The organism is Microbacterium aurugineum, assembly GCF_023101205.1.
GTDB lineage: Bacteria > Actinomycetota > Actinomycetes > Actinomycetales > Microbacteriaceae > Microbacterium > Microbacterium aurugineum.
Window position 1 is genome coordinate 172,603 of record NZ_CP078078.1, and the last position, 26,948, is coordinate 199,550.

Annotated in this window: 26 protein-coding genes and 1 pseudogene; 14 read left to right on the top strand and 13 right to left on the bottom strand. The window is 69.4% G+C overall.

What is annotated here, in order from left to right; all coding sequences use genetic code 11:
* The first annotated feature begins 57 nt into the window (after positions 1-57).
* The 4 genes from KV397_RS00835 to KV397_RS00850 all read left to right on the top strand — a co-directional run bounded on the left by KV397_RS00835 (position 58) and on the right by KV397_RS00850 (position 3,759).
* Complete coding sequence (locus KV397_RS00835) at positions 58-942, top strand: carbohydrate ABC transporter permease (RefSeq protein WP_261811927.1); 885 nt, start codon at positions 58-60, stop codon at positions 940-942.
* A gap of 9 nt (positions 943-951) precedes the next feature.
* On the top strand, positions 952-1,866 hold the full coding sequence (locus KV397_RS00840; RefSeq protein WP_153243095.1) for a carbohydrate ABC transporter permease: 915 nt from the start codon (positions 952-954) through the stop codon (positions 1,864-1,866).
* Positions 1,867-1,918: 52 nt separating this feature from the next.
* On the top strand, positions 1,919-3,295 hold the full coding sequence (locus KV397_RS00845) for an aldehyde dehydrogenase family protein (protein WP_261811928.1): 1,377 nt from the start codon (positions 1,919-1,921) through the stop codon (positions 3,293-3,295).
* Between the two features lie 80 nt (positions 3,296-3,375).
* On the top strand, positions 3,376-3,759 hold the full coding sequence (locus KV397_RS00850; RefSeq protein WP_261811929.1) for a hypothetical protein: 384 nt from the start codon (positions 3,376-3,378) through the stop codon (positions 3,757-3,759).
* Positions 3,760-3,761: 2 nt separating this feature from the next.
* Here the strand turns inward: KV397_RS00850 and KV397_RS00855 are convergent, their stop codons facing one another.
* The 3 genes from KV397_RS00855 to KV397_RS00865 form a co-directional block, all read right to left on the bottom strand.
* Positions 3,762-4,724 (bottom strand): FUSC family protein, encoded by a 963-nt coding sequence (locus tag KV397_RS00855; protein WP_261811930.1) that lies wholly within the window; start codon positions 4,722-4,724, stop codon positions 3,762-3,764.
* Between the two features lie 142 nt (positions 4,725-4,866).
* On the bottom strand, positions 4,867-5,277 hold the full coding sequence (locus KV397_RS00860; RefSeq protein ID WP_131493648.1) for a hypothetical protein: 411 nt from the start codon (positions 5,275-5,277) through the stop codon (positions 4,867-4,869).
* Positions 5,274-6,746 (bottom strand): MFS transporter, encoded by a 1,473-nt coding sequence (locus KV397_RS00865; protein ID WP_261811931.1) that lies wholly within the window; start codon positions 6,744-6,746, stop codon positions 5,274-5,276. Before KV397_RS00865 ends, KV397_RS00860 begins: the two co-directional genes overlap by 4 nt.
* A gap of 115 nt (positions 6,747-6,861) precedes the next feature.
* Between KV397_RS00865 and soxR the strand changes: the two genes are divergently transcribed.
* Positions 6,862-7,302 carry a redox-sensitive transcriptional activator SoxR gene (gene soxR / locus KV397_RS00870; protein ID WP_047524236.1) on the top strand — a complete coding sequence of 147 codons (441 nt, stop codon included), beginning with the start codon at positions 6,862-6,864 and terminating at the stop codon, positions 7,300-7,302.
* Positions 7,303-7,350: 48 nt separating this feature from the next.
* Here soxR and KV397_RS00875 read toward each other — a convergent pair whose 3' ends face one another.
* Positions 7,351-7,665: an NIPSNAP family protein gene (locus KV397_RS00875; RefSeq protein ID WP_261811932.1), complete on the bottom strand. Its 315-nt coding sequence runs from the start codon at positions 7,663-7,665 to the stop codon at positions 7,351-7,353.
* Entirely contained in the window at positions 7,662-8,024 is a 363-nt protein-coding gene (locus tag KV397_RS00880; protein ID WP_052193813.1) for a winged helix-turn-helix transcriptional regulator, read from the bottom strand. Before KV397_RS00880 ends, KV397_RS00875 begins: the two co-directional genes overlap by 4 nt.
* 147 nt (positions 8,025-8,171) lie before the next feature.
* Between KV397_RS00880 and KV397_RS00885 the strand changes: the two are divergent.
* Positions 8,172-9,272: pseudogene (locus KV397_RS00885) on the top strand (MFS transporter); the annotation flags it as partial.
* A 23-nt stretch (positions 9,273-9,295) separates the two neighbouring features.
* On the opposite strand, the gene KV397_RS00890 reads toward KV397_RS00885, so the two are convergent.
* Positions 9,296-10,357 carry an alpha/beta fold hydrolase gene (locus tag KV397_RS00890; RefSeq protein ID WP_261811933.1) on the bottom strand — a complete coding sequence of 354 codons (1,062 nt, stop codon included), beginning with the start codon at positions 10,355-10,357 and terminating at the stop codon, positions 9,296-9,298.
* 72 nt (positions 10,358-10,429) lie between these two features.
* Between KV397_RS00890 and KV397_RS00895 the strand changes: the two genes are divergently transcribed.
* Positions 10,430-11,074, top strand: a complete 645-nt coding sequence (locus tag KV397_RS00895) for a TetR/AcrR family transcriptional regulator (RefSeq protein ID WP_261811934.1) — start codon at positions 10,430-10,432, stop codon at positions 11,072-11,074.
* A 97-nt stretch (positions 11,075-11,171) separates the two neighbouring features.
* Here KV397_RS00895 and KV397_RS00900 read toward each other — a convergent pair whose 3' ends face one another.
* Positions 11,172-11,885 carry a hypothetical protein gene (locus KV397_RS00900; protein WP_261811935.1) on the bottom strand — a complete coding sequence of 238 codons (714 nt, stop codon included), beginning with the start codon at positions 11,883-11,885 and terminating at the stop codon, positions 11,172-11,174.
* Between the two features lie 103 nt (positions 11,886-11,988).
* Here KV397_RS00900 and KV397_RS00905 point away from each other — a divergent pair, with 103 nt between their 5' ends.
* Positions 11,989-12,561 (top strand): MarR family winged helix-turn-helix transcriptional regulator, encoded by a 573-nt coding sequence (locus tag KV397_RS00905; protein WP_261811936.1) that lies wholly within the window; start codon positions 11,989-11,991, stop codon positions 12,559-12,561.
* Between the two features lie 159 nt (positions 12,562-12,720).
* Here KV397_RS00905 and KV397_RS00910 read toward each other — a convergent pair whose 3' ends face one another.
* A complete protein-coding gene (locus KV397_RS00910; RefSeq protein WP_131493636.1) occupies positions 12,721-14,127 on the bottom strand; it encodes an MFS transporter in 1,407 nt (468 codons plus the stop codon).
* Positions 14,128-14,272: 145 nt separating this feature from the next.
* Positions 14,273-15,169, bottom strand: a complete 897-nt coding sequence (locus KV397_RS00915) for an Lrp/AsnC family transcriptional regulator (RefSeq protein WP_261811937.1) — start codon at positions 15,167-15,169, stop codon at positions 14,273-14,275.
* 221 nt (positions 15,170-15,390) lie between these two features.
* On the opposite strand from KV397_RS00915, the gene KV397_RS00920 reads away from it, so the two are divergent.
* From KV397_RS00920 to speB, 4 genes are read left to right on the top strand one after another with little or no spacing between them, the layout of a single operon-like run.
* Positions 15,391-16,728, top strand: coding sequence for an MFS transporter (locus tag KV397_RS00920; protein ID WP_232763932.1), 1,338 nt, complete (start codon positions 15,391-15,393; stop codon positions 16,726-16,728).
* Positions 16,725-18,392: an amidohydrolase gene (locus KV397_RS00925; protein WP_261811938.1), complete on the top strand. Its 1,668-nt coding sequence runs from the start codon at positions 16,725-16,727 to the stop codon at positions 18,390-18,392. Before KV397_RS00920 ends, KV397_RS00925 begins: the two co-directional genes overlap by 4 nt.
* 10 nt (positions 18,393-18,402) lie before the next feature.
* Positions 18,403-20,019, top strand: a complete 1,617-nt coding sequence (locus KV397_RS00930) for a thiamine pyrophosphate-binding protein (protein ID WP_261811939.1) — start codon at positions 18,403-18,405, stop codon at positions 20,017-20,019.
* 48 nt (positions 20,020-20,067) lie between these two features.
* Positions 20,068-21,024, top strand: a complete 957-nt coding sequence (speB, locus tag KV397_RS00935; RefSeq protein ID WP_047519816.1) for an agmatinase — start codon at positions 20,068-20,070, stop codon at positions 21,022-21,024.
* Here speB and KV397_RS00940 read toward each other — a convergent pair.
* Entirely contained in the window at positions 21,018-21,890 is an 873-nt protein-coding gene (locus tag KV397_RS00940) for a serine protein kinase RIO (RefSeq protein WP_261811940.1), read from the bottom strand. The genes speB and KV397_RS00940 overlap by 7 nt on opposite strands.
* A 187-nt stretch (positions 21,891-22,077) precedes the next feature.
* The gene (locus KV397_RS00945; RefSeq protein ID WP_261811941.1) at positions 22,078-23,187 is read right to left on the bottom strand and encodes a hypothetical protein; all 1,110 of its coding nucleotides are present in this window, start codon (positions 23,185-23,187) and stop codon (positions 22,078-22,080) included.
* Between the two features lie 115 nt (positions 23,188-23,302).
* Between KV397_RS00945 and KV397_RS00950 the strand changes: the two genes are divergently transcribed.
* A complete protein-coding gene (locus KV397_RS00950; RefSeq protein ID WP_261811942.1) occupies positions 23,303-24,499 on the top strand; it encodes an MFS transporter in 1,197 nt (398 codons plus the stop codon).
* Positions 24,500-24,515: 16 nt separating this feature from the next.
* On the opposite strand, the gene KV397_RS00955 is transcribed toward KV397_RS00950, so the two are convergent.
* Positions 24,516-25,436 (bottom strand): helix-turn-helix domain-containing protein, encoded by a 921-nt coding sequence (locus tag KV397_RS00955; protein ID WP_261811943.1) that lies wholly within the window; start codon positions 25,434-25,436, stop codon positions 24,516-24,518.
* Between the two features lie 145 nt (positions 25,437-25,581).
* On the opposite strand from KV397_RS00955, the gene KV397_RS00960 reads away from it, so the two are divergent.
* Positions 25,582-26,043 (top strand): DUF3817 domain-containing protein, encoded by a 462-nt coding sequence (locus KV397_RS00960; protein WP_131493621.1) that lies wholly within the window; start codon positions 25,582-25,584, stop codon positions 26,041-26,043.
* Positions 26,044-26,072: 29 nt separating this feature from the next.
* On the opposite strand, the gene KV397_RS00965 is transcribed toward KV397_RS00960, so the two are convergent.
* Positions 26,073-26,873 (bottom strand): MerR family transcriptional regulator, encoded by an 801-nt coding sequence (locus KV397_RS00965; protein ID WP_261811944.1) that lies wholly within the window; start codon positions 26,871-26,873, stop codon positions 26,073-26,075.
* Positions 26,874-26,948 lie beyond the last annotated feature (75 nt).

The following is a 26,948-nucleotide window of genomic DNA, read 5'->3' on the forward strand; positions in this document are numbered from 1 at the left end:
GGGGGCGGCGCACTCCGCCCCCGGCCGCACCATCGCGCGCCGACCGAAAGACGTCGCATGATTCGCACACCCGCCCGATACCGCCTGCTGGCGATGTTCGTGCTGCCCGCCCTCCTGGTCTACGTGGCTTTCTCGGTCTACCCGCTGATCAGCTCGGTCGTGCTCAGCTTCTTCGAGTCGAGCGGGCAGACCAGCGCCTTCGTCGGTACGGCCAACTACGTCGACCTGTTCACCAATCCGACGACGAATGCGCGGTTCTGGAACGCACTCGGCAACAACGTCGAGTTCTTCCTCATCCACCTGCTCGTCGAGTTGCCGATCGGTCTGCTCATGGCGGCCTTGCTCACCTCGGGGCGGCTGCGCCGCTCGGTCGGCGTCTATCGCACCCTGCTCTTCATCCCCGCGACGCTCTCGGTCGTGATCGTCGGCTTCATCTGGCGTCTCATCATCAACCCGCTGTGGGGACTGGTCGAGTTCCCGTTGCTGGGCACCGAGGCGACCGCGCTGCCGACCATCTCGCTCATGTCGGTCTGGCAGTACATCGGCATCCCGATGATCTTCCTCTACACGGCTCTCCTCGCGATCCCGGATGATGTGATCGAGGCCTCCCGCATCGACGGGGCAGGGTCCTGGACCGCATTCTGGCGCATCAAGTTTCCGCTCATCGCGCCCCAGTTCGGATTGATCGTGATCCTCACGTACATCTGGACCTTCAACGGCTTCGACATCGTCTACGCCCTGAACGGCTCGGCTCCCGGGCCGAACTACTCCACCGACATCCTCGGCACCTTCTTCTACCGATCGTTCTTCGGGTCCAGCGGGCAGGTCGCCGACCTCGACCTAGGGGCCACCGTCGCATCGGTGATCTTCCTCCTCATCCTGGTGACCACCGCCGCGTACTTCTGGCTCGTGCAGCGCCGCCTGAAGACCTACGAGCTCTAGGAGACCACGATGTCCATCGACACCCGCCCCGCTCCGGCCGCCCCGAGCAACCGTCCGCTCCCCGAAGCCATCCCCGTGCGCCGCCGTCGCCCCCGCCGTCTGGCCGACGTCCTCTCCGGAGGGGGCGTGCATCTGCTGCTGATCGCGATGGGACTGTTCTCGGTCGTGCCGATCCTGATCGTCCTGATGAATTCGTTCAAGACGACGCAGGGCATCTTCGGCGCTCCGTTCGCCCTGCCCGACGCCGAGACGTTCAACCTGCAGGGCTACATCAACGTGTTCACCCGAGGGAACTTCCTGCTCAATTACCAGAACAGCCTGATCGTCACGCTCGCCACGATCGTGCTCACGATCGTGCTGGGCACCCTTGCGGCGTGGGCGCTCGTTGAGTACAAGGTGCCGATCACGCCGGTGCTGGCCGGGTTCTTCGTCGTGGGAATCATGCTGCCGATCCGTCTCGGCACGGTTCCGCTGATCAAGATCATGACGTCGTGGGGTCTCATGGACACGCTGACCGCACTCATCCTGGTCTACACGGCGATGCAGCTGCCGCTTGCGATCGCCCTGATGACCACCTACTTCCGGGCCGTGCCGAACGAACTCAAGGAGGCCGCGCGCATCGACGGGGCAGGGGAGTGGCGCACGCTCGGCATCACCCTGCCGATCGTACGGGTCGGCATTGCCGCGGTCGCGTCGATCACGATGCTCCCGGTGTGGAACGACCTGTGGTTCCCGTTGATCCTCGCGCCCAACAAGCAGAACCAGACGGTCACGCTCGGCGTGCAGCAGTTCGTCGGGCAGTTCCAGAACGACTACCCGGCCCTGCTCGCCTCGCTCACGCTCGGCGCGGTGCCGCTCGTGATCCTGTTCGCCGTCTTCTCCCGGCAGTACATCGCCGGACTCACGAAGGGGTATGGCAAGTGATCGCCCCGACCCCACCCCTGAACCACACAGCCCTGATCCACGAGGAGTGCTCATGACCATTGCGACGATCGACCCGACGACGGGCGAGATGGTGCGGGAGTTCGCCGCCCACACGCCCGCACAGGTGGAGGAGATCCTGGCGAAAGCGGATGCCGCCAACGCCCTGATGGCGAAGACGACCTTCGTGCAGCGCGCGGAGTGGATGCGTCGCGCTGCCGACCTGCTCGACGCCGACCTCGAGCACGCGGCAACCCTCGCCGTGCTCGAGATGGGGAAGACCATCGGCACCGCGAAGTACGAGGTGACCAAGTCGGCCAACGGCATGCGCTGGTACGCCGAGCACGCCGAGGGATACCTCGCGCCGGAAGAGCCCGTGCCCGCGGCGTCTGTCGGAGCATCGGCCGCGAGCGTGGTGTTCCAGCCGCTGGGCACCGTGCTGGCGGTGATGCCGTGGAACTATCCGTTCTGGCAGGTGATCCGCTTCGCAGCCCCGGCCCTCATGGCCGGCAACACCGGACTCCTCAAGCACGCTTCGAGCGTGCCCCAGACCGCCCTTTACTTGGGCGAGCTGTTCCAGCGCGCCGGCTTCCCGGAGGGAGCGTTCCAGACCCTGCTGATCGAGGGTGCCGCAGCCTCGGCGCTGATCGACGACCGGCGCATTCGCGCCGTCACCCTCACGGGTTCGGTCGGGGCGGGGGCCGCGGTCGCCGCTGCGGCGGGACGCAACATCAAGAAGAGCGTGCTGGAGCTCGGCGGAACCGACGCGTTCGTGGTCATGCCGTCGGCCAACGTCGCACGCTCGGCGCAGTTCGCCGCGGCATCGCGCACGCAGAACAGCGGCCAGTCGTGCATCTGCGCCAAGCGGTTCTTCGTGCACGCCGACGTGTACGACGAGTGGCTCGAGGCCTTCGTCGCGCACATGGCGGCCACCACGTACGGCGACCCGCTCGCCGAGGGCACCGGATTCGGGCCCATGGCCACCGCGCAGGTGCGCGCGGACGCACACGAACTGGTGGCGGATGCCGTGGCCAAGGGTGTCACGGTGCGCGTCGGCGGCGAGCTGCCCGACGGCCCCGGCTGGTTCTACCCGGCGACCGTGCTCACGGAGGTCACCCCCGAGATGCGCATCTTCCGCGAGGAGTGCTTCGGACCCGTCGCGTGCGTGTACAAGGTGACATCGATCGACGAGGCGATCGCGGCCGCGAACGACTCCGACTTCGGGCTCGCCGCTGGCGTGTGGTCGGCCGATCCCGACGAGATCGCCCGGCTGCAGGCCGAGTTGGAGTTCGGCAGCGTGTTCGCGAACGGCAACTCCGCCTCGTTCTTCGGACTGCCGTTCGGCGGGGTCAAGGACTCGGGCTACGGCCGCGAGCTCGGTTCCTTCGGCATCCGCGAGTTCGTGAACGCCAAGACGGTGTGGACGGCCTGAGTCGCCCCGTCCGCCCCCGGCGAGCGCGAGGTCGGAGTGACTGTCTGACCCTTGGTGCTCATATCACGGCGGCGGGAGCCATGGTCCTGCTCATGGTGCCCGTCGCTGCGCAGGGACACACCTCGTTGGCGGGTATCGGTGCAATGTTCGCGTTCTTCTTCTGGGCTGCGCTCTCCGGCGCGCGTGCTCGACGCCGCCGGTTGCCGCCCGGGGCCGTCGGCGACCCGTTCGCGATGGGTCTCCTCATGGCAGTCCCCTACCTGGCGCTCGGCTTCGCCGGCCATGCGCATGGGCGGGCGTTCGGCGCGCCGGTACTCGTCGTGATCCTCGGCTTTGCCGTGCTCGGTGGATGGCTGCTGCTGCGGGCGGGCAGCGCACGTGCGGACCACGTCGAGAGATTCGGCTTCTGGTGGTGTCTCCTCATGCTGGCCGGGATGCTGCTCATGACGAGCGCACATGCCTGAGGTCAGACGCTCTTCCTGACCGGTCGCCGGCGCAACGCGGCCGAAGCGACGGCGACAAGCGTGCCGACGGTCACCCCGATGATCGTCTCGATCGCGCGATCCTGCAGGAGCACGTCGACGGGCGTCGGCGCGGCGAGGTGCACCATGAGCAGTGCGAGCGGGGTGATGAACACCATCGCGATGCCGTAGTTGCGTCCGACGAAGAGTTCGGCGGCGGCCTGCAGCAGCACCACGAGGGCGATGACCGCGAGCGGCGGCAGGTCGAAGACGAGGATCCCGGCCGCGACGAGCACGCCGAGCAGCGTCCCGAGCAGACGCTGGATACCGCGGATCACGCGGGCGTTGAGTTGCGGCCCGCTGACGGCGGCGACTGCGCCGACGGCCGCCCAGTACCAGTGCGAGTCCATGATCAGCAGCCCGGCGAAGCCTGCCCCGATGATGGCGACGCCGACCGACAGGGCCATCTCTCGGGCGATCGGGCCCACGGGCTGCAGGGTCTTCGGCGGCACGTCGTCCGTGCGGCGCGTGAAGACCCCGATGAGCGCGGTGATCGCGAGTCCGAACAGGACGCTCGGTCCGCCGACCAACAGCACATCGCCGAACGAGGCGATCGTGGCCGGGATGGTCGCGCACGCCCCGACCGCGAACACCGGGAACAGCGGCCCCGGCGGGTGCCACCGCATCGTGTACGCGAGCAGGGTGACGGCGGAGGCGATGACGGCGACGACGAGGATGCTGACCGGGGCGGGGACGGCGAGAACCGACAGGGCGGTGCCGACGAGCATCGAGGCGAGGATGATGCCCCCGGCGCTCGCCTGCATCCGGATGCGATCGCGGAACACGTCATGGCGCCCGTACAGCGCGGCGAAGGCGCCGAAGCTCGCGTAGATGCTCAGGTCGAGGCGGCCCAGCATCCACAGCACGAGCAACGGCGCCGCCACGCTGATCGCCGCGCGGAGCGCCACTCGGTGATCACCGCGGTGCGGTTCGACGCGGAGGACGCCGGTCCATACTCTTCCCCGGGATTCCGCCACCGATCCAGCCTACGTCCGATGCCGAACCGCGCCGACTCCGGCGCCGACTCCGGCTCCGGGTGTGCCGAAGGGCTCAGCCCGCCGTGGCGCCCCGCAGGAGCAGGAGGCGTGCCTTGTCGAGGACGCGGTTCAGGACCGCGGCCGCGGCGTCGGTCTCGTGCGGGTCGAGGTCCGCCCACAGGGGCCCTGTCAGGTCTGCGATCTCCCGGCCGATCTCGGCGACCCGTGCCTCGCCCGTCGGAGTGAGCGCGGAGCCGGCGAGGAGTCCACGGTGGCGCAGGTCCGTGAGGATCGGTCCGACCTCCGTGGCGGGGAGACGATCGGCCAGGAAGGCGTCGAGCTCCCCGGCGCCGTCGAACTGTGCGGTGAGCCTCAGCGAGATCCACTCGCGTTCGCTGAGGTCGTGAGGGGTGAGGACGGTCTGCAGGAGCGCGCTCAGCGCCTTCTCCGTCTGGCCGATGAGCTGGGGTCCGAAGGGGATCACGGCGTTTCCATTTCGTTGGTGTTGGTGTTGGTGTTGGTGTCGGTGTCGGTGCGGTTGTCGACGTCGGAGTCTTCGCCGATGCCCCAGCTCGCCCCTCTGGCGACGAATGCGCCGAGAAGAGTGACTCCGGCGAAGACCAGCATCAGGAGTCGGGCCGCGTCGACGACGTCGGGCATCGCGAGGTTGACGAGCACCCCGGCCATCGCGGCACTGAACGCGCTCGCGATGATGAAGACCGTGTTCACGGCTGCGGCTGCCTTGGCACCTTCCTCCTCGCCGGGCGTGCTGCCGAGCGCGGCGACGGTCAGATGGGGGAATCCCAGGCCGATGCCGGCACCGGCGAGGAACAGTGTGGCGAACCAGAGCGCGATGACGAGCGCGGACGGGCCCTCGTGCTGGAGGAGTCCGTAGCCGGTGAGGCCGGCGGCGACCGTCACCGGGCCGATGGTGATGAGCAGGCGACGGGAGCGGACGCCGGTGGCGTTGGCCGTGAACACCTGCGTGACCGACCACCCGAGCGAGAGCGCGGCACCGAGCAGGCCGGCGACGAAGGGCATCAGCCCGCCGATCTCCTGCCCGAACAGCGGGATGAACGCCTCGGTGCCGATCGCGAAGGCCAGGACGGCGACGGTGATGTACACCCATCCGAGTGAGGACCCTGCGGCGAACGTGACGCGCGGCAGGATGCCGTTGCCCCCTCGCCGCTCGTGACGAAGGAACCACGCACCGAGGACGACACCGACGACGATGGCGACTCCCGTGCCGAAACCGGCGGGGACGATGCTCGCGACACCCACGGCGGCGACGCCACTGGCGAGGAGGACGAGGGATGTCCACGGGACGGACTCGCTCGATCGCATCCGAGTGGTCTGCGGCAGGGCGCGCACGACGACGATGCCGATCAGTGCCGAGACGACGGCCAATCCGATGAACGTCACGCGCCAGGCGTCCAGCTGCGCGAAGACGCCTCCCACCACCGGGCCGACGATGTTGCCGACGCCCCACATGGCCGACACGAGGGCGGCGGCCCGTGCCCAGAGGCGCTCGGGGAGGGTGCGCTGGATGAGCGCATAGCCGAGTCCGGCGAGCAGACCGCCGCCGAGACCCTGCACGGCCCGACCGCCGAGCAGTGCCCACATCCACGGACTCGCGGCGCAGAGCAGCGAGCCGAGTCCGAACAGGCCGAGTGCCCACAGGTAGGCCTGCACCGCACCCCGTTGCGTGAGGATTCGGCTGACCATCATCGAGCTGACCACGGAAGCCAGCAGGAAGGTCGTCATCGTCCAGGCGTAGAACTCCGCGCCACCGATGTCCCCGACGATCGTGGGGAGCAGGCTCGTCGTGAGATAGACGTTGCTCGCCTCGAGGAGCACGCCTCCCGCGAGCACGGAGGCGATCGGCGCGTAGCGGCTGCCGAGCAGTTCGCGCCAGCTTCCGGCGGGGTGCGTGCGGTGCGGTGTCTGAGTCATCGGCTGCCCTTCGTGGCGTCGGAGCGGGCGCTGGTCTCGCCCGTCGGCGCCGGTTCTCGGCGGCCGATCGTCACGCTAATACCTCGAGTAAACTCGAGGTCAAGAGGAGGCGGCGATGTCTTTGGAACCCGACGATCTGCTCGCCATCGGCGAGGTCGTCCGGCGCACCGGCGTCCCGGCGACATCCCTGCACTTCTACGAGCAACTGGGGCTGATCTCGTCGACCCGGACCGCAGGGAATCAACGCCGATACCGGCGGCACATGCTGCGGCGGATCTCGTTGATCGTGGTCGCGAAACGCCTCGGCATCCCCCTCACCGATGTGCACGAGGTCTTCCAGAGCCTGCCTGCCGATGAGTCGCCCTCTCAGCGGGACTGGCAGCGGGTCGCAAGGCTGTGGCGTGAGCAGCTCGACATCCGTCGCACCCAGCTCGAGCACCTCCGTCGCGAGATCACCGGCTGCATCGGCTGCGGGTGCCTGTCGCTCAAGGCCTGCCGGTTGCTGAACCCCGAGGATGCGCTCGCCGACGACGGTCCGGGCCCGCGCCGGATCTGAACGTCGTCAGAGGCCTGACGTCAGAGCCCGGATGTCAGGGCCCGGACGTCAGAGGTCGGAGGGCAGCAGGGGGCGCATGAACGTGCGCTCGTAGCGCAGCACGCAGCCGCTCTCATCCCGGATGCGGTCGGCTTCGATGAACTCCGGATCGACCCCGAACCTCGCCCGGTACACCTCGTAGTCGGCGAAGGAGGGGAAGGTGAACAGGGCGAGGGCCTCGTCGCTCGCTCCCTCGGACGGGAGGAAGTAGCCGTGGTGGACACCCCCGTGGCGTCCCACGAGCTCGATCCATGCGCGCCCGAACGACTCGAAGGCGTCGATCTTCTTCGGATCGATCGTGTACGTCACGACACACGTGATCATGCGTCCACCGCCGTGCGCTGTCGTCCTGCGTAGAGCGTCCCCCAGCGGGTGAGCTCGGTCAGCAGCTGCCCGGCGCTCGCACCCAGCTCGCTCAGTCGATATTCGACCTTCGGTGGCACCTGGCGGTAGACGGTCCGGGTGATGAGGCCGTCGGCCTCGAGCTCGCGCAGTTGACGCGTGAGCACGCGCGGGGTCGGATCCTGCAGCAGCCGTCCGAGCTCGCCGAAGCGAAGCACCTCATGTTCGCCGAGGAGGGTGAGGATGCTGGGCTTCCAGGCGCCCCCGAGCACCGCGATAGACACTTCGGCGTCGCACGATTCGGTCCACTCGCGGACGATCCGTTCCGTCTTCTCTCTCACCTGTCGGCCCTCCACAGTATCCAAAATGTCCGTACGTATCAGAAATGACCGTACTTGTGGCTCCTGTGTGTACCTTTGCAGACTGAGGGTGTGACCACAACCCCCATCCGTGTCCCGTCCCGTTCGTCCGTCCGCCTCTGGCTCGCGATGGTCCCGCTCCTGCTCGGGATCCTCATCGGCGCTCTCGCGATCAGCAGTGTCTCCACCGCCCTCCCTGCGATCCGGGGCGACCTGGGACTGACCGACATCGAGGGGCTCTGGCTCGTCGACGTGTACGCCCTCTCCCTGGCGGCGACACTGATCCTCGCCTCCCGGATCGGTGACGCGTTCGGACGCAAGAGCATCGTCCTGATCGGCTTGGCGGCCTTCGCCGCACTCAACGCCGTGGGTGGGATGGCCACGAGCGGCCTGCTGCTCATCGTCGTCCGTGCTCTGCTGGGGGTCGCGGAGGCCTTCGTGGTCGCGGGAGTGGTCTCGACGATCGGGGCCAAGTTCCAGGCGCGCGAGCGTGTCCTCGCCTACGGGTTGTGGACGGCGACGTTCGGCACGGGAAGCGCACTCGGTCCGGTGCTCGGTGGGCTGCTGGCCGAGGGGCCGGGTTGGCGCTGGCTGATGCTGGGCAGCGTTCCGCTCGCGCTGATCGCCGGAGTGCTGGCCCTGTGGCTCGTGCCGGACTCACGCAGTGCCCTGCTGCCCTCCTGGGACGTGCTGAGCATCCTGTCCTCGATCCTCGCGCTCGGCGCTCTCGTCTTCGCGCTCCATGAGGCCCTCGCCGCGCCCTTCTCGGCCGGGATCGCGGCCCTCATCGCGACGTCGAGCCTGATCTTCTTCGTGCGTCGGCAGCGTCGGCTCCGCGATCCGCTCATCGACATGGGGCTCTTCCGGATCCCGGGCTTCAGCCCTGCGATCGTCCGTATCGTCGTGAGCAGCGGTGCGTCGGCGGCTTCCGTGCTGTTGGTGAGTCTGCACCTGCAGGACACCCGCGGGCAGAGTGCGGCCGAGGCGGGCATCGCGCTGCTGCCCCAGGCCGCGGCCATCGCGATCGGGGGCGTGCTGGCGCCGCTGGCGCTGCGCGTGCTGTCGGCGAACTCCCTCACGGTGCTGGCGCTCGTCCTGCAGGCCGTGGGGCTGGGGTGGCTCGCGCTCGACCCGGCCGTCGTGGCGATCCCGCTCGTGCTCGTCGGCCTCGGGTTCGGCGTCGGTGCGACACTCGCCGCGACGGCGCTGTTCGAGGCGACGACCGAGGACCAGGCCGGACAGGTGGGAGCGATTCAGGAAATCGGATTCGCGCTCGGAGGCGGGCTCGGGATCGCCGTGTTCGGCACCATCGCCGCCGTCCTCGTCACCGGCGGCTTCGTCGTGGCAGTGCTCGTGGCCGCTGTCGTGGTCGTGGCGGCCGCGGTTCTTCCGGTGGTGCGGCGCGGAGTCCGTCGACGGGTCTGAGTCTCATCCGGTGCGATCGACCCGAGCGCATCGACGGCCTCGAGCCCGCCCGTCACGAGCGCGACGACCGCATCGAGGGTCGCATCCGCCGACAGCACGCGGGTGTGGCCGAGCCCTTCGGTGCGGAGCAGGCGGGAGCGCTCGCCGTGGGCTTCGTGCAGCCGCAGGGAGTCGGAATCCGGCATCCGTCGGTCATCGCGATCGTGCACGACCAGCAGTGCGGTCTCCCTCGGAAGCGGATGCCGCGCGGCGTCGTAGCGCGCCGAGACCGTGGCCCGGTCCAGACCGAGCCGCCGATGGAATCGCTCCGTGAGCCTCGCGGTCGTCGCGGGATCGAGGCGGAGCTCTCTCGCGAACTCCGCGAGGAAGGCGTCGGGGCCGGCCGCACCGGCGATCGCGGCGACGGCGCCGGTCGGCACGGTCGACCGGGCTACGGTCAACGCGGCGAAGGCGCCGAACGAGTGCCCGACGATCGTGGCGAAGGGCCCGTGCACGGCGTGCAGCTGCTCGGCGGCGTCCACCCAGTCACGCACATCGGTGCGACCGCCGCCGGAGGTGCCGTGCGCGGGTGCGTCGAACGCGATCACGCGGAACCCCTCCGCGACCAGTTCGCGCACGAGCGGGGCGAACTGCGAGGCTCGGCCGCGCCATCCGTGCAGGAGCAGCACCGCGTGAGGGCCGCCGCCCCACTCGTAGGTGGACACCTCGATGCCTCGCACGTGCAGGGTCCCGCGGCGCGCGTCGTCGAGTGTCGGGGCATCGGCCTCGCGCACCGGCATCCGCGGGGAGGTGGTGAAGAAGAGGCGGTAGGCGAGGTCGCCCGCGAACGTGGGCGAGACGCGGGCGGCGGCATGGATGGTGCGGGTGAGCAGTGCGGGGAGGGACGGCATGGGAACTCCTTCGCCAAACAATACGAACGATCATACGTATACTAGGCGAACGATCGTTCGTATACTAGAGGCATGTCGATTCATGTGGTGCAGGACGGACGGCGAGCGCGTGGTGATGCCTCGCGCCGCATCGTGCTGGACAGTGCGACCGATCTCGCCTCCGTCGAGGGGCTGGACGGGCTGACCATCGGCCGGCTCGCCGAAGCCTCCGGGTCGAGCAAGAGCAGCATCGCCACGCTCTTCCGGAGCAAGGAGGGCCTGCAGCTCGCCACGGTCGAGGCCGCGCGGGAGATCTTCACCGCGCAGATCGTCGAGCCCGCCCGGGAGCATCCGCGGGGTGTCCACCGCCTCGCCGCGCTGTTGCGCAACTCCCTCGCGTACTCGAAGGAACGGGTCTTCGCCGGTGGGTGCTTCTTCGCCGCCACGGCAGCCGACGTCGACTCGAAGTCCGGGCCCGTGAGCGATGCGGTGCGTGCGGCACTGGTCGACTGGTACGGCTACCTCGAAGCTCAGATCCGCCACGCGGTCGCCGTGGGGGAGATCGATGCCGATGCGGAGATTCTCGCCTTCGAGCTGGTCGCCTTGAACGAGGAGGCCAATGCGCGCTCGCTGCTGATGGACGATGAGCGCCCCTACGCGCTCGCGGCCGCCGCGATCCGCGCTCGCCTCCGTGCTGCCGGCGCGGCGGAGTCCGCGGTGGCGCTCCTCGACCTCTGACGTCGACCCCAGGCGCCGACCTCTGACGTCGACCCCAGGCGCACGAGACGCCTCACCCGCTGTCGGATGAGGCGTCTCGTCGATGGTGGCCGGAGCGTCAGGCGTCGCGACCGCGGGTGAAGCCCGCCTCGAAGCCGCGTTCGAACGCGTGCTGCGCCATCCGTCCGGCGCGAGGGTGTCCGTGTCCGTGTCCGTGTCCGTGTCCGTGTCCGTGGGTGTGGCCGTGGCCGTGGCCGTGGCTCTGCGCGTGGGCGTGCCGTTCGCCGTGGCCGTCGTCGTGACGGCATCCGTACTCGGCGTCCATGCCCGGGCCGAAGCCCCGGCGGAACGGGCGTCCGAAGCCGTGCCGGGCTCCGCGACCATGCCGGGGGCCGCCGAAGCCGTGCCGACGTCCGCGGGGCAGAGGGGTCTCCTCGTCCCAGCCGAACGCGCGCGCGATCTTCTCCAGCGACGCGAGGGTGGTGGCCATGTCCTCGGGGGATACGGCATCGGCGACCTTCGCGCGGATCTCGTCGACGATGGTGCCGAGGCGATCCTTCGCCGCGCGGCCTTCGTCGGTGAGCGTCCAGTCCTCGCCGTCGGCGGCGATCCAGCCGCGCTCGATCAGGTCGCGCAACTTGTGCGCCTTGAGTGGGCGATCCGGGGCGACGGTGCCGTCGACGGCATTGAGCATCCGCCAGTCGCGGCGGTTCGCGTGCTCGCGGTCGAAGGCGGTGGCGAACTCGGCCGCCATGAGGCGGTCGGCGGCCTTCAGCCAGTAGCCGAAGGGGCGGGTGGTGTTCTCAGGGTTGTGTGATTCAGAAATGTTCATGGAAAGTCCTTCGTTGTCGGGGTGCATGTGTATGTCACAGTGCATGTACATGTAGTGTGACATGCAGTAACGATGCATGTCAAGTCGCATGTAAAATCAGAGGGTGACCACCGACAAGAACGAACCCGCGGAATCGGATCCGGCCGAAGCCATCGCGCAGGCGCTGTCCCGCCTGCGAGGACGTCGTCCGGGCGATCGGGGGCACGGCGGGAGAGGCGGTCCCCACGGTCGGCACGGCGGACCGCAGGGGACTCACAGCGACCACGTGCACGATCACTTCGATCACCACCGCGGCCATCCGGGCATGCCGCCGTGGATGGCCGACCCGTCCGGGCGCCTCGGTGGTCCTGCCCGCATGCGGATGCTGGAGGCGCTGGCCGCGGCGGCGACTCCCCTCAGCGTGAGCGACCTCGGTGCCGCGATCGGCGTCGATCAGCCGCGAGCGTCACGGCTCGTCCAGCAAGGCGTCGAGCGCGGCTATGTGCGCCGCGAGGCCGACCCGGACGACGCGCGGCGCACGCGTATCGCACTGACCGACGAAGGCCGCCGCCTCGCCCGCGGCATGCGTGGTGAGCGTCGCGAGATGCTGACGACCGCGCTCACCTCATTCACCGACGAGGAGCGCGTCGAACTCGCCCGGCTGCTCAACAAGCTCGCCGACAACTGGCAGCGCTGAGCCGGTCAGGCCGACGCGAACCTGACCGACGGTCCTGACCGACGGTCCTGACCGACGATCCGTGCACAACTCAGGAAGAAATCGGCGCCCCGCCGTCTGAGCGCCCCGGAAGGTGCGGTTTCGGCCCGTTTCTCCGGAGTTGTGAACGGGGGACTTCCGTCAGCGCGGCGCCTTCACCGGCAGCAGCAGGAGGAAGCCGGCGAGCAGCACGATCACGATGCCCAGGATGCCGAAGGCGGTCTGACTCGTCAGCACGATCAGCAGGGTCCAGGCGCCGGAGGCCATCCAGCTCGCCGCGCGGCCCGTCGTGGCGTACAGGCCGAAGATCTCGCCCTCGCGGCCGGCCGGGGTGACCCTGGCCAGGAACGACCGGGCCGCCGCCTGAGCCGGTCCGACGAATGCGCACAGGATGAGGCCGCCGACCCAGAACACCATCGACCCGGCGTCCCGCAGGAAGAACACCGCGAGGCCCGCGACGATCATCGAGCCGATCGAGGCGAGGATGATCCGCTTCGGTCCGAGTCGATCGTCGAGTCGCCCTGCGGCGATGGTCGAGACTCCGGCGATCAGGTTCGCCGCGATGCCGAAGATGATGATGTCCTGCGTGCCGAAGTTGAAGACGGCCGTCCCGATGATCGCACCGAAGGCGAAGACGCCGCCGAGTCCGTCACGGAACACCGCGCTCGCCAGCAGATACCAGAAGGTGGGCCGGGTCTCCTCGTTGCGGTAGAGCCCGGCGACGTCCTTGACCAGCAGGGGGTACGAGGCGAAGAAGCCGACCTTGCGCTCCGGGCGCCCGAGCGAGGGCTCCGGCACATTGAGGAAGATCGGGATGCTGAAGATGATCGCCCACACCGCGCAGCCGACCGCGATCAACCGGTAGGCGAGTCCGTTGTCTGTGGACATCCCGAACCAGTCGAAGGTGTCCAGCACCACGACGATCACCAGTGCGATGATGCCGCCGAGATAGCCGAAGCCCCATCCGAGACCGGAGATGCGGCCGACGTTCCGCGGGGTGGCGATGCCGATGAGCATCGCGTTGGAGTTCACCGCCGCGATCTCCTGGAACACGGTCGCCGCGGAGATGAGCGCGACGCCCAGCCAGAACAGACTCGGGGCCGGCTCCACGAACCACAGTCCCAGCATGCAGAAGATCAGGGCGCCGGTGCCGATCCCGAGCCAGAGCTTCTGCCGACCCGCGGCATCGGCGCGCTGTCCGAGCACCGGCGCGAGGAGCAGGATGCCGAAGGCCGCGATGGTGGACCCGAGGCCGAGCCCGGATGCGAGGTCCGCCTCCGCCGCGAGCCGGGCCGGATCGTCTTCGCTCAGAGCCGCGATGTCGGCGGGGAGGAAGGACTCGCTGACCAGGTAGAGCGCGGTGAAGACGAACGTCAGGATGACGGTGTTGAACGGTTGAGTCGCCCAGTCCCACAGCGCCCACGAGTAGACCTGCTTCCTGGGGGCGGGGGTCTCGCCACGCAGATCGAGGCCGACGACGGCGACGGCACCGCTGTTGGCGGTCGCTGCGGGCTCGGGGACGCCAGGGCGAGATTCGGGTTCGCTCATGGGGGAAGTCTGGCGGCCCCCGGTGAACGTCCGGTGACGGCGCGCCGCGTCGACACGCCCGGTGCGGGATCAGAAGTGCGCCTCCGACGGCCCGCAGCGGCGCGTTTTCGAGCCCGCACCGGTGCGGGTGCTGCGCGGAGGGGGCTCAGTCCGTACGGAGGGGGCGGAGCGTGCGGGCGTAGTCCTCCTTCAGGACCGCCAGGTGGAGCCAGGCTTCGATCCGGGTGACGCCGGGCAGAGCGCGCAGGCGTTCGAGGCTCGCATACAGCGCACCGGCCGAGGGCTCGACCAGCGTCGCCACCGCATCGAACCGCCCGAGTGTTCGTGCGGCGAAGTCCACTCCGCGTCCGCGCCGGAGCTCGTCGATCACGGCCCCGTCGTCGTCGCCGAGCGTCATCCCGACTCCCATCGACAGCTGCCGGTGCGCGAGCCCGCGCGCCTCGACGGCGCTGATCTTGATGACCCCGGCGTCGATCAGTCGCTGCACCCGGGTGGCGACGGCCGAGGGGGAGAGGCGCACCTCTTCACCCAGGGCGCGAAAACTCTCCCGTCCGTCCGCCTGGAGTCGCTCGATCAGGGCTTCGTCGATCACGTCGAGGGTGACGTCACCGTGGTACTCGGACACGAAGAAGCCCTTGATCACGGTCGAGTAGATGATGGTGCTGATGTCGTGCACGCCGTCGATCGCACGGATGAGCGCGAGCAGATCGTGCAGCTCCGACATCGACCCGACGCGCACCTCGGTGACCACGTCGTGCGAGCCCCCGACCGCCGAGACCAGCACGGTCTCGCTCATGTCGCGCAGGTGCTCGGCGACGTGTTCGACCGTGCCGTCGGTGCGGAGGGAGACGTGGGCGAGCACGTGCTGCCCGAGGAAGACCGGATCGACGGCCGCGACGACCCGGACCGTGCGGTCGGCGAGCATCGTCCGCAACCGCGCCGCGACCGCCGCCCGCGACTGTCCGAGCCGTTCGGCGAGTGAGAGGATGCTGGCACGACCGTCTTCCTGCAGCGCGCGGATGAGTTCGGCGTCGAAATTCATGGTCGCCCTCGATTCGTCAGATTCCCGCGAACGCACGGATCGCCGCGCGCTTGTTCAGTCTAGAAGCGCTTGTGCCGTCGAGAAGGGAAGCATTGCATGGTTTCATGATCAGAAATCCAGTGAATGCTCATTCTCGCTGGAGTTCTGACCTTGCCGACTGCTCCGCACGTCCGTAGCATCCTTCGCTATCCGACATCTTCCGCAAAGGAGCGGGCACCCTCATGACCTCCACACCCAGCACCGGTACCCACAGCCGGGCACGACGCGCCGGCATCGCCGCCTTCGTCGGCACCACGATCGAGTGGTACGACTTCTACGTCTACGCGACCGCGGCGGCGCTCGTCTTCGGTCCCCTCTTCTTCCCGAGCGGCGACCGACTCGCCGAGACCGCAGCGGCCTTCGCGACCTTCGCGGTCGCCTTCCTCGTCCGCCCCCTCGGCGGCATCATCTTCGGCCACATCGGCGACAAGCTCGGACGCCGGGTGTCGCTCGTCATCACGCTGCTGATGATGGGCGCGGCCACGGTGCTCGTGGGCTGCCTGCCGACCTACGAGAACATCGGCATCCTCGCCCCGATCCTCCTGATCCTGCTCCGTGCGGTGCAGGGCCTCGCGGTCGGCGGCGAGTGGGGCGGCGCGGTGCTCATGAGCGTCGAGCACGCCCCCGAGAAGTCCAAGACCTTCTACGGCGGCTTCACGCAGCTCGGCAACCCGGCCGGTGCGCTGCTGGCGTCGGGAATCTTCGCCGTCATGACGCGCATGGGCGACGACTTCATCATCAACGGCGGATGGCGCATCCCCTTCCTGCTCTCGATCGTGCTGGTCGGCGTCGGGTTCTGGGTGCGCTACCGCGTCGAGGAGTCCCCGGTCTTCGAGGCGAAGATCGAGGGCCGCAAGCAGTCGATGCCACTCGCCTTCGCGCTGCGCACCAACTGGCGTCCGATCCTCCTCGGCATCGGCATCCTGCCGATCTCGACCGGCGGCTACTACCTGGCCACCACCTTCGCCACGGCGTACGCCACCGGCGACACGGTCGCGATCAGCGAGCAGGTCATCCTCGACGCCATGACGATCGCCTCCTTCGTGGAGTTCGTGGTGACGCTTCCCGTCGCCTGGCTGGGTGACAAGTGGGGCCGGAAGAACGTCATGTACCTCGGACTGCTCACTTCGGTGCTCACCTTCGTGCCGTTCCTGCTGATCCTGCCCGGCCGAGTCGAACCGCTCATCTTCCTGTTCGCCTCCCTGGTGCGCATCGCGATGAGCGCCACCTACGCGCCGATCGCCGCCCTGCTCTCGCAGATGTTCCGTCCGCAGGCTCGCTACACCTCGATCGCGCTGTCCTACGGCGTCGGCGCGGCGGTCTGGGCCGGGTTCTCCCCGTGGTTCGCGACCCAGCTCATCGCCTGGACGGGCAGCATCTGGTCGGTCATCGCGATGTTCATCGGTATGGCCCTCATCGCCGGTGTCTGCACGCGTCTCGCGCCGCAGCACTCCGACGAGGCCCCCGTCACCGCCTCCTTCACCGCCCGCACCGACACGACCGCGAACAGGCTGCCATGAGAAAGCTCACCCCCTTCGACCGCTCCGCGCAGGAGACACCCGTCCTCCTGACGGCGCAGGCGATCCACACCGCGGATGCCGCAGCCACCACGGCCACGGCCATGCTGACCGACCGGGGACGGATCCTCGCGATCGGCACCCCCGCGGAGTGCGAGGCGGCGGTCGAACGGGCGGGGCTCTCCCCAGAGCGCATCGACCTCGGTGACGCGGTCGTGGTCCCCGGGTTCGTCGACGCCCACGCGCATCCGCTCATGTTCGGGCAGATGATGACCTGGGTCGACTGCGGACCCGAGAAGGCCGGCAGCATCCCCGAGATCGTGGCACTGCTGAAGGCGGCGGCCGCCGACCTGCCCGCAGGACGGCCGGTGCGCGGCTACGGCTACGAGCAGCGGAACCTGGCGGAGAAGCGGCACCCCACCCGCTTCGAGCTCGATGAGGTCGCGAGCGATCGCGAGGTGTACCTCATGAACGCGTCCGGCCACGGCGGTGTCGTGAACTCGTACACCCTGCAGGCGGGCGGCGTCGACCGGGACACCCCGAACCCGGACGGCGGCGAGTTCTTCCGCGACGCGGAGGGCGAGCTGACGGGTGAGCTGTCGGACGCCGCCTGCAACATCCTCACGGGCGTGCACGGCGTGAAGATCGGCCACCACGGCCCGAACTTCCACCTCGCGGATGAGCCGGAGGAGCACCTGCGCCAGCTGGATGCCGCGACGCAGCGCTTCCTCGCCGGCGGTGTCACCTCGATCGGCGACTGCCAGGTCACGCGCCGCGAGTTCGACATGTACCTGCGTCTCGCCGAGGCCGGGCGCCTCGAGCTGCGGGTGTCGATGTACCTGCTGTCGCACCTGCTCGACGAGGCGCTCGAGATGGGACTCGTCGGTCAGTTCGGCAACGCGCACCTGAGTTTCGCGGGCATCAAGTTCTACGCCGACGGGACGCTGGGTGGCTGGACCGCGTACTTCCCGGATGGCTACGTGGGTGACCCCTGCCGCACCGGGCAGTTGTACCACGAGCCTGCCGAGTACGCCGGGCTCATCCGCAAGGCGCACGCCGCGGGCCTGCAGACGGCCACGCACGCGCAGTCACCCACCGCGATCGAGATGGTCGTGTCGGCGATCGAGTCCGCGCTCGCCGAGCATCCGGATGCCGATGCCCGGCACCGCATCGAGCACTGCGGTCTGCCGACTCCCGAGCAGATCGCGCGGATGGCGGCCTCGGGCATCCGTCCGGTCAACCAGACGCAGCACTACTTCAACTGGGGCGAGGGCGTCGAGGAGGCGATCGGCACCCCGGGTGAGCGCTTCAACCCGCTCGGGGAGTTCGAACGGGCCGGCGTGCCGATCACGATCTCCTCGGATGCGCCGGTCGCGGAGCCGATCCCGCTCGAGGCCATCCAGACCGCCGTCACCCGCGTCACCCGGCGCGGACACACGCTCGGACCGGATGACCTGCGGATCTCCGCGCTCGCCGCGCTGCGCGCCCACACGATCGAGGGCGCCGCGTCGATCGGCCGCGACGACGATCTGGGCTCCCTCGAAGTCGGGAAGTACGCCGACTTCGCGGTGCTGTCCGGCGATCCGCTGTCCGTTCCGGCCGAGGAGATCTCGGCGATCACCGTGCGCGAGACCTGGGTCGACGGCGTTCGTCGTCACCGGGTGTGAGGATGATCCGATGAACTCCGACACCACGACGGCCGAGCAGTACGCCGACACCGCGGGCCGGGCGGTCCTGGAGACGATCCGCGCCTACGGCGTGACCGCGATCTTCGGCATCCCCGGCACCCACAACCTCGAGTTGTACCGGCCGCTCGCCGAGCTCGGGATCCGTGCCGTCACGAACCGTCACGAGCAGGGCTCCGGCTACGGGGCCGACGGCTGGGCACAGCAGACCGGACTCCCCGGCGTGGTCATCACCACGTCCGGTCCCGGCCTGCAGAACGCCATGAGCGCGATCGGCACCGCGTTCTGCGAATCGCGACCCCTCATCGTGCTCTCCCCGGGAGTGCCGCTCGGCGCCGAGTTCGCCGACGTCGGCACGCTCCACGAGACGAAGGATGCCACGGCCATGGTCGGCGCGATCGCCGAGTGGTCGCGTCGGGTGACCGGTGCCGCCGAGGCGGTGGATGCCGTGCACGACGCGTTCGCGCTGTTCCGCACCGGGCGTCCCCGGCCCGTGCACATCGAGATCCCCCTCGACGTGCTGGAGGCGCCGGCCGACGTCTCCGCCGAGGCGCGCCGCTCTCGTCCGGTCCCGGCCCGCGCGTCCGGGGATCCGGCAGCGCTCGCCGAGGCGGCGGATCTGCTCCTCGCTGCGAAGACCCCGGTGATCGTCGCCGGTGGGGGAGCGGTGGATGCCGCGCACGAGGTCACGACCCTCGCCGAGCGACTCGGCGCTCCGGTGCTCACCACCCTGAACGGCAAGGGCGTGGTCGATGAGCAGCACGCGCTCTCGCTCGGCTCGAATCTGCGCCTCGCTGCGGCCCGCACCGTCGCGGAGGATGCCGATGTGCTGCTCGTGGTCGGCTCGAAGCTCGGTGAGGCCGAGCTGTGGGCACCGCGGCTCGAAGCCCGCGGATCCGTGATCCGGGTCGACATCTCGCCGACGCAGCGCGACAAGAACCTCGCCGCGACGGTGGGGATCACGGGCGACGCGGCTGCCGTCGCGGAGGCGCTGCTGGCCGTCGTCCCGGACGAAGCCCGCCCGCCGCGCGACCTCACTGCCGAGCGGAGCGCGATCGCCGCCGAGATGCGCGAGACCGCGCCCGAGGCGGTCGCCCTGGCCGAGATCATCGCCGATGCCCTTCCCGAGGATGCGATCGTCGCGGGCGACTCGTCCCAGATCGTCTATCTGGCCCTCGGCAGCGTGCTGCAGTCGGCCCATCCGCACTCGCTGCTCTACACGCCCACCTATGCGACGCTCGGCTACGGCCTCCCGGCGGCGATCGGCGCCAGAATCGCGCAGACGGAGCATCCGGTCGTCACGGTGATCGGCGACGGCGCGCTGATGTTCTGCGTGAACGAGCTGGTCACCGCGGTCGAGCAGCGTCTCGACGTCACGATCGTGTGCGTCGACAACGGCGGGTACGCCGAGATCCGTCAGAACGAGGTCGATCGGGGCATGACCCCCATCGGCGTCGACCTGGTGCAGCCCGACTGGGCGGCGCTCGCCACGGCCTTCGGCGCGACCGGGCGCCGGGTGGAGCGCCGCGAGGACATCGCCTCGAGCATCCGGGCCGCGATCGCCGAGGGCGGCGTGCAGCTGGTGCACCTCCCGCAGAGCGCCCTCTGAACTCCGTGACCTCCCTCTCTTGACCTCCCCGACGAACAGGAACGAGCCATGACCGAGAACGTGGGCCCCATCGACGCGTCCGTGAACCCCCGCTACTCCGGTATCGCCACCTTCGCGCGGCTGCCGCGGATCGAAGATGTTCCGCGCGCCGACATCGCGGTCGTGGGCATCCCGTTCGACTCGGGCGTCAGCTACCGACCGGGCACGCGGTTCGGTCCGTCGCACGTGCGCGAGTCCTCGCGACTGCTGCGGCCGTACAACCCCGCGCAGGACGTGTCGCCGTTCGCGATCGCACAGGTCGTGGATGCGGGTGACATCCCGGTCAACCCCTTCGACCTCACGGAAGCCGTGACCGAGGTCGAGCGCGCGGCCCTGGCCCTCGGCGAGCAGGTGCAGCGCATCGTCACGATCGGCGGGGACCACACGGTCGCGCTGCCCCTGCTGCGTGCGGTCGCCGCGAAGCACGGCCCCGTCGCCGTGCTGCACTTCGACGCACATCTCGACACGTGGGACACCTACTTCGGGGCACCCGTCACCCACGGCACCCCCTTCCGCCGTGCGAGCGAGGAGGGACTGATCGACCTCACCTCCAGCTGCCACGTCGGCACGCGAGGCCCCCTGTACTCGAAGCAGGACCTCGAGGACGACGAGCGCCTGGGCTTCTCGATCGTGTCGAGCGAATACATCGAGGAGCACGGCGTCGAGGCCGGCATCGCCCGCATCCTCCAGCGCATCGGCGACAAGCCGCTGTACGTGTCGATCGACATCGACGTGCTCGACCCCGCCCACGCGCCCGGCACCGGTACGCCCGAGGCCGGGGGGCTCACGAGCCGGGAGCTGCTGAGGATCCTGCGTGCCCTGACGTCGCAGAACATCGTCGGCGCGGACGTGGTCGAGGTGTCACCCGCCTACGACCACGCGCAGATGACCGGCATCGCCGCGAGCCACGTGGTGTACGAGCTCGTGACGCTGCTGGCCGCCCGCGTGGCGTCTGACTCTCAGTAGAGCGCCGCGAGAAGCTCGGCGAACAGTTCCTCGGGGTCGGCGTCGACGCGGCGTCGGGTGAACCAGTCGCAGATGTTCACGCAATCGCGATGCAGCAGGTCGAGCCCCTGCGGGTTCGCGATGATGTCGACGATCTGCGGCAGGTCGATCACCCGCACCCGGCCCTCATGCAGGAGCAGGTTGTACGCGGAGAGGTCGCCGTGGGCGAAGCCTGCTGCGGCGAAGATCCGCATCAGATCGACGACCTGCGCGTAGCACTCCTGAAGCGCGGCACGGTCGCCGCGTGACTGGGCGAGCCGGGGTGCGGCCGTGCCGTCGGCGTCGCCGAGGAACTCCATCAGCACCTCGGTGCCGTTCACCTGCACGGGGTACGGCACCGGCGCGCCGAGCTCCCACATCCGGCACAGCGCCTCGAACTCGGCGAAGGACCACTGCGCGGCTGCGACGTCGCGACCGTGGCTCGACTTCTTGGCGAGGGCGCGGGTGTCACGGGTGTTCCGGGTGCTGCGCCCCTCCGTGTACGTCGAGGACCGGTGGAAGCTGCGGTGCTCGGCGCTGCGATAGCGCTTCGCGGCGAGCAGGGTGTGCTGCGCCGGATTACCGGGCACGGCGCGCTCGATCAGGAACACGTCGGCCTCTTTGCCGGTCTTGAGGACGCCCCGTTCGGTGTCGAGCGCACCGGCCGAGGTCACCACCCACGCGGGCCACGGCTCGGGCCCGCGCTCGGACGGGGTGATCGCCGGCCACGTGGACCAGCGCTGGCCCTCACCGGGGTCGACGTCGGCGAAGGAGAGTTCGGTTTCGAGGGTTTCGAAGGAGGAGGCGTCGAACGACGCGGCTTCCGAGGAAGCGGAGGGATCAGACAAGTGTGGCTCCAGGAGGCGAGGCCACGCCAGGATCAGGAGCGGGTGGCCTCGAGGGGAAGGTGGTCGGCGGAAAGCGCGACAAAGACCGTGTTCATGTCTTCGGCTCCTTCCGCTCGGGCTTCCCGGGCGCGTCCCGGTGCGTCGTCGAGCATAGGGCCTCCCCGGCGAGCGTGTCCAGAGGCGGAGGTCAACGCCCGACCGGCGGAGTGAGCCGGACGAGCACGCCGTCGCCTTCTCCGCCGGTCGCGACGATCCAAGAGCCACCCGTCCACGCGGCGGCGTTCGCGCCGCACAGGAACGGCAGCGGATGCTGTCCGGCGGCATCGGCGAGGCGGAGCCCGTCGCTGCTCGGCGCGGTCGCCGGGCAGTCCCTGCGGTCCTCGACGGCTGCCCGCGCTTGCGCGGAACCACCCACGATCACACTCTGCGCTGCGGTCTGCTCCGGCGCTCCGCCCCACCACAGCGCCGTTCCGTCGGGAGCGACGGCGACCAAAGGACGGCTCGCGACCTGGGGTTCTCTGCGCAATTCCGTCCCGTCGGCGGCGAGCACGATCCGTGCGGAAGGGGTCGCGAGATACACCCGTCCGGCATCGTCGACATCGATGCCGATCGGAGGGACCCCGGGCCGGGCGCCCGGTGCATCATCGAGTTCGATCGGTTCGCTGTGCAGCAGGCTTCGTGCGCCGCTGTCGAGGTCGACGCGGAGCACCTCGTAGTCGAGGTACTCGGTGGGAGGGCGCGGCTGGTACCGCACCACGATCGCGTCGCCGTCGTGCACGGCCACGTCGCCGAACTCGAAGTCTCCATAGTCGAAGTCGCCGTCGTCGCCCACGTCGTCGCCCGGCAGGTCCCGTGTCGTCATGGTGGTCATGTCCACCACGGAGATCACCGGCATCACGTGAGCGCGATCCCCGCGCAATACAACGAGCTCGGTCGCCGAAAGCGGGGCCATCGCCGAGACCGTCGTGAGCGGGTCGTCGGGTTCGGTGTCGAACCGGGCGAGCGTCTCGCCCTCAGCCCCGACGTGCAGCCACGACCCGGCAGATGCGGTCCAGAATCCGCCCTCCCCATCGGCCGACAGCACGTGCATCCCGTAGGCCAGATCGATCGGGTGCCCGGCCGGCTCAGCGTGCGCCCCGGATCCGGTGAAGGAACTCTGGAAGGGGACGGGCTCCAGCGCCCAGTCGTCCGGACCGACCACGGGTTGCGGGGTGCAACCGGCGACGAGCATGATCCCCGCGATGGTCAGGGCACCGCGCACCGTCCGTCGCCGTGCTCCGGTATCCCGTTCCTGCATGCCGACCACTCTGCGGGGTCCGGCTGAGAACCCGCCGGGATCGCTCCGGACGATCGGTCGGATGCCGCGGACGCCTGGTCGGGCGGCGGTATCAGGATCCTGCGAGCGTGGAACCATGACCACGACAGCCCCCGTTCCCACCGTGTCTTCCTCTGCGGCGCCCCGCATCCGCTACGGCGGGTTGATCGTGCTCATGCTGATGGGCTTCCTGCTGGTCACGGCCGAGTTCCTGCCCAACGGTGTGCTCACCGAGATGGCCGACGGCCTCGGGGTCACCCCGGGCCAGGCAGGACAGACCGTCACCGTGACCGCGCTCGTCGGACTCGTCGTCGCCCCGACGGTCGGACTGATCTTCCCGCGCCTCGACCGCCGGTCGCTGCTGCTGTGGATGGCGCTCGCCGCGGCCGTGTCGAACCTCATCGTGGCGATCGCGCCGAGTCTGATCATCGTGCTGCTGGCGCGCTTCCTGCTGGGCGCCGCGATCAGCGCGTACTGGGCGATGTCGATCACCGTGGCAGCGCGCCTCGCGGGACCCGCGAATCTCGGCCGCGGCGTCATGTTCACCTCCGCCGGGGTGTCGCTGGCGACGGTCGCGGGCGTGCCCCTCGGCGTCATGCTCAGTGAGCTCATGGATTGGCGGACCGTCTTCGCCCTCGCGGGCGTGCTCATGGTCGTGCTCGCGGCCGTGCTGCGGTTCGCGCTGCCGTCCGTTCCGGCGGAGCAGGCGTCGAGTCTGCGACTGCTCGTCGACACCCTGCGCCGCCCGGGCATCGGCCTCGGCATGGTCGGGCATGTGCTCGTGGTCCTCGGGCACTTCCTCGCCTACACCTACGTGCGCCTCGCGCTGGAGCGCATCCCTGACGTCGACGCCTCGACCATCGTCGTGCTGCTCGCGCTGTTCGGCGTCGGCGGACTGCTCGGCAACATCACGATCGGGCTCGTCATCGACCGCACGTTCGCCTTCTTCGCGGTGTTCGCGCCGTTGGTGATCGCCGTGTCGGTGACCGCGATGATCCTCTTCTCCGGATCGATCGTCGGCGTGGGCATCGTCGTGCTGGTGTGGGGCTTCTTCTTCTCGTCCTGGCTGATCGTCGTGAACACCTGGGTCGGACACCGGATGCCCGATCGGCTCGAAGCCGGGGGCAGCCTGGTCGTCGTGGGGTTCCAGGGTGCGATCACGCTCGCCGCAGGCATCGGTGGGCTGCTCGTCGACACTCTGAACGTCGAACTGGTCTACGTGATCGGTGCCGTCGCGCTGCTCGCTGGCGCGGTGCTGTTCGGCGCATCGAATCGGGTCAGCAGCAGAGCTTGACCCGGGCGGGTGCCGCTCAGGCCGGGACGGGAGTGCGGTTGGCGAGGCGCCAGGACGAGGGGGTCTGCCCGGTGCGGCGTCGGAATGCGCGGCTGAATCCTTCGTCCGAGGCGTAGCCCAGCTCGCGGGAGATGTCCGAGACGGAGCGTCCGGCATCGAGCATCCGCTTCGCCGCATCGACCCGCACCTCGGTGACGTAGTCGGCGGGTGAGCGTCCGACAGCGCTGCGGAACCGCTCGGCGAAGGTCGAGCGCGACATCGCCCCGATCCCGGCGAGGCGCTCGACCGTCCAGTCGCGGCCCGGCTCCTCGTGGATGGCGTCGACCACGCGGTCGAGGAAGGGGTCGCTCGACAGGGAAGGCCAGCCGGTGGGCGCGCAGCCGTTCGCCGCCCAGGCGCGGATGACCGACAACAGGACGGTCGTCGCCATCAGGCGGCAGATCACCGGGTCCCCCTGGCGGGCGGGTGTGACCGTGTGGTCGATCACCCCCATGTTCAGGGCGAGGGCGGCGGCGGCGGGCTCCACGGCGTCGAAGCCGGTCACGGTGAGGAACGGGGGCAGCAGTGCGGGGAGGGGCGACGCGACATCTGCGAGCTCGATGTCGGCGATCATGAGGATCGTCTCGTCGTGTGCCTCGAGCGCGAACGGCGACCGGCCGAGGGTCAGGAACGCATCGCCCGTCACGAGCAGGTCATGGCGCGCCTCCGTGCTGTCGAGCCGGAGTCGCCGTGAATCGGGATCGACGTCGAGACGGCAGCCGTCTCCGAGCGGAGGATGCCCCCGCACGGCGCCCGCGACGATGTAGACCAGGGTGATGGTGTCGGTGGGGATCGGCAGCAGCGCTCCCGCGGCGAGCGACGATCGGCGTCCGATGCCGACGCGGAGATCGACCGCACCGAGCACGTGCGAGAGCGCATCCGCATCCACTGTCACCATGCCTTCGGCAACGTCGTCGCGCGGGCTGCTATTCCGCCGTCGGTGCGCGAGACGGGTCGCACCGTCTTGACGGACTCAACCATTCGGTTGATTCGAGGGGGATGGAGGGACGGATACGGTGGAAGCACCCCACCCGAGGAGTACCGTGTTCCGCACCCCCGACCGTCTGTACCGAGTCCTCGCGATCGCGGAGGCGATCACCTGGACGATCCTGATCGGCGCGATCATCGCCCGCGCCGTCGGCGCCCCCGGCGTGGTGGTGACCGTGGGTGGAGGCATCCACGGATTCATCTTCCTGAGCTATGCGGCGACGGCGATCCTGGTCGCCCTGAACCAGCGCTGGCATGTCGGGGTCGGCGTGCTCGCCGTCGCGAGCGCCGTCGTGCCCTACGCGACCATCCCGATGGAGATCTGGCTGCACCGCACCGGCCGGCTCACCGGAGCCTGGCGCCTCGCGGCGACTGAGGATCCGCGTGATCGACGATGGTACGACCGGCTGATGCGGTGGTTCCTGCAGCGGCCGTGGGTGCTCGCGGTGCTGCTCGTGGTCGGCATCGTCGCGCTCTACGTCATCCTGCTGCTGATCGGTCCTCCCGGCGGTAAGTGAGCCCGCACACCTTCAGTGCGTGATTCCGCTCAGGCGCGTCGGACGGGCTGCTGCAGTTCGGTGACCCAATCGGACTGGTCGTCGCCGACGGCGCGGACGTAGAGCTCCCTGCACGGACCGTCGTGCACGAGGCCGCGAGCGAAGATCTCGGCGTGGATCGCCTGCCAGCTCTCCGCGATGTGCTCCATCGAGCCGAGGTGGATGCCGCAGACGGCTTCATCCGCCGCAGGGAGCTCGATGATGTCGAACTCCTCACGCGCGGGGCCCGCATAGGTGTAGCCGACGATGACCTCCAGTCCGTCGTCGAGCGTCGTGTACTGGGCGATCGGTGTGGTCAGGGGATGTTCGCCGCCGATGGCGTCCGCCACCGCGTCGAAGGCGGAACCGACCACACCGGCGACGGCCGGCTGATCGGGGACGACCGTGCGGACGGCGGCGAGCCGGACGGCGGGCAGGGGCTTCTCGACGATCTCGATCCGTGACATGTGCTTCTCTCTCTCGATGAGGTGGAGGCGCCTCTCCACGTCGACGAGTCTCTCCGCGGCGATCCGATGCTCCTGCTCGACCTCTGCCCGGCGGATCCGCAGCAGCGAGGCGATGCGCTCGGCATCGACTCCCCGTTCGAGGATGGCCGAGATGTCGTCGAGGCCGAAGCCCAGCTGGCGCAGGGCGACGATCCGGTGCAGCCTTTCCAACTGCGACGGGTCGTAGGAGCGGTAGCCGTTGAACTCGTCCACGTGGGCGGGCACGAGCAGTCCGGCCGTGTCCCAGTGCCGCAGCATGCGGTGGGTCACCTGGCCGATCTGCGCGAACGCTCCGATGGACAACATATGTCTGTTCTCCCGTCTGCCACCGTGTCAGGGTCAAGTATCGCCTCGATCCGGTCTGAGGTCGGCTCGTCCTGG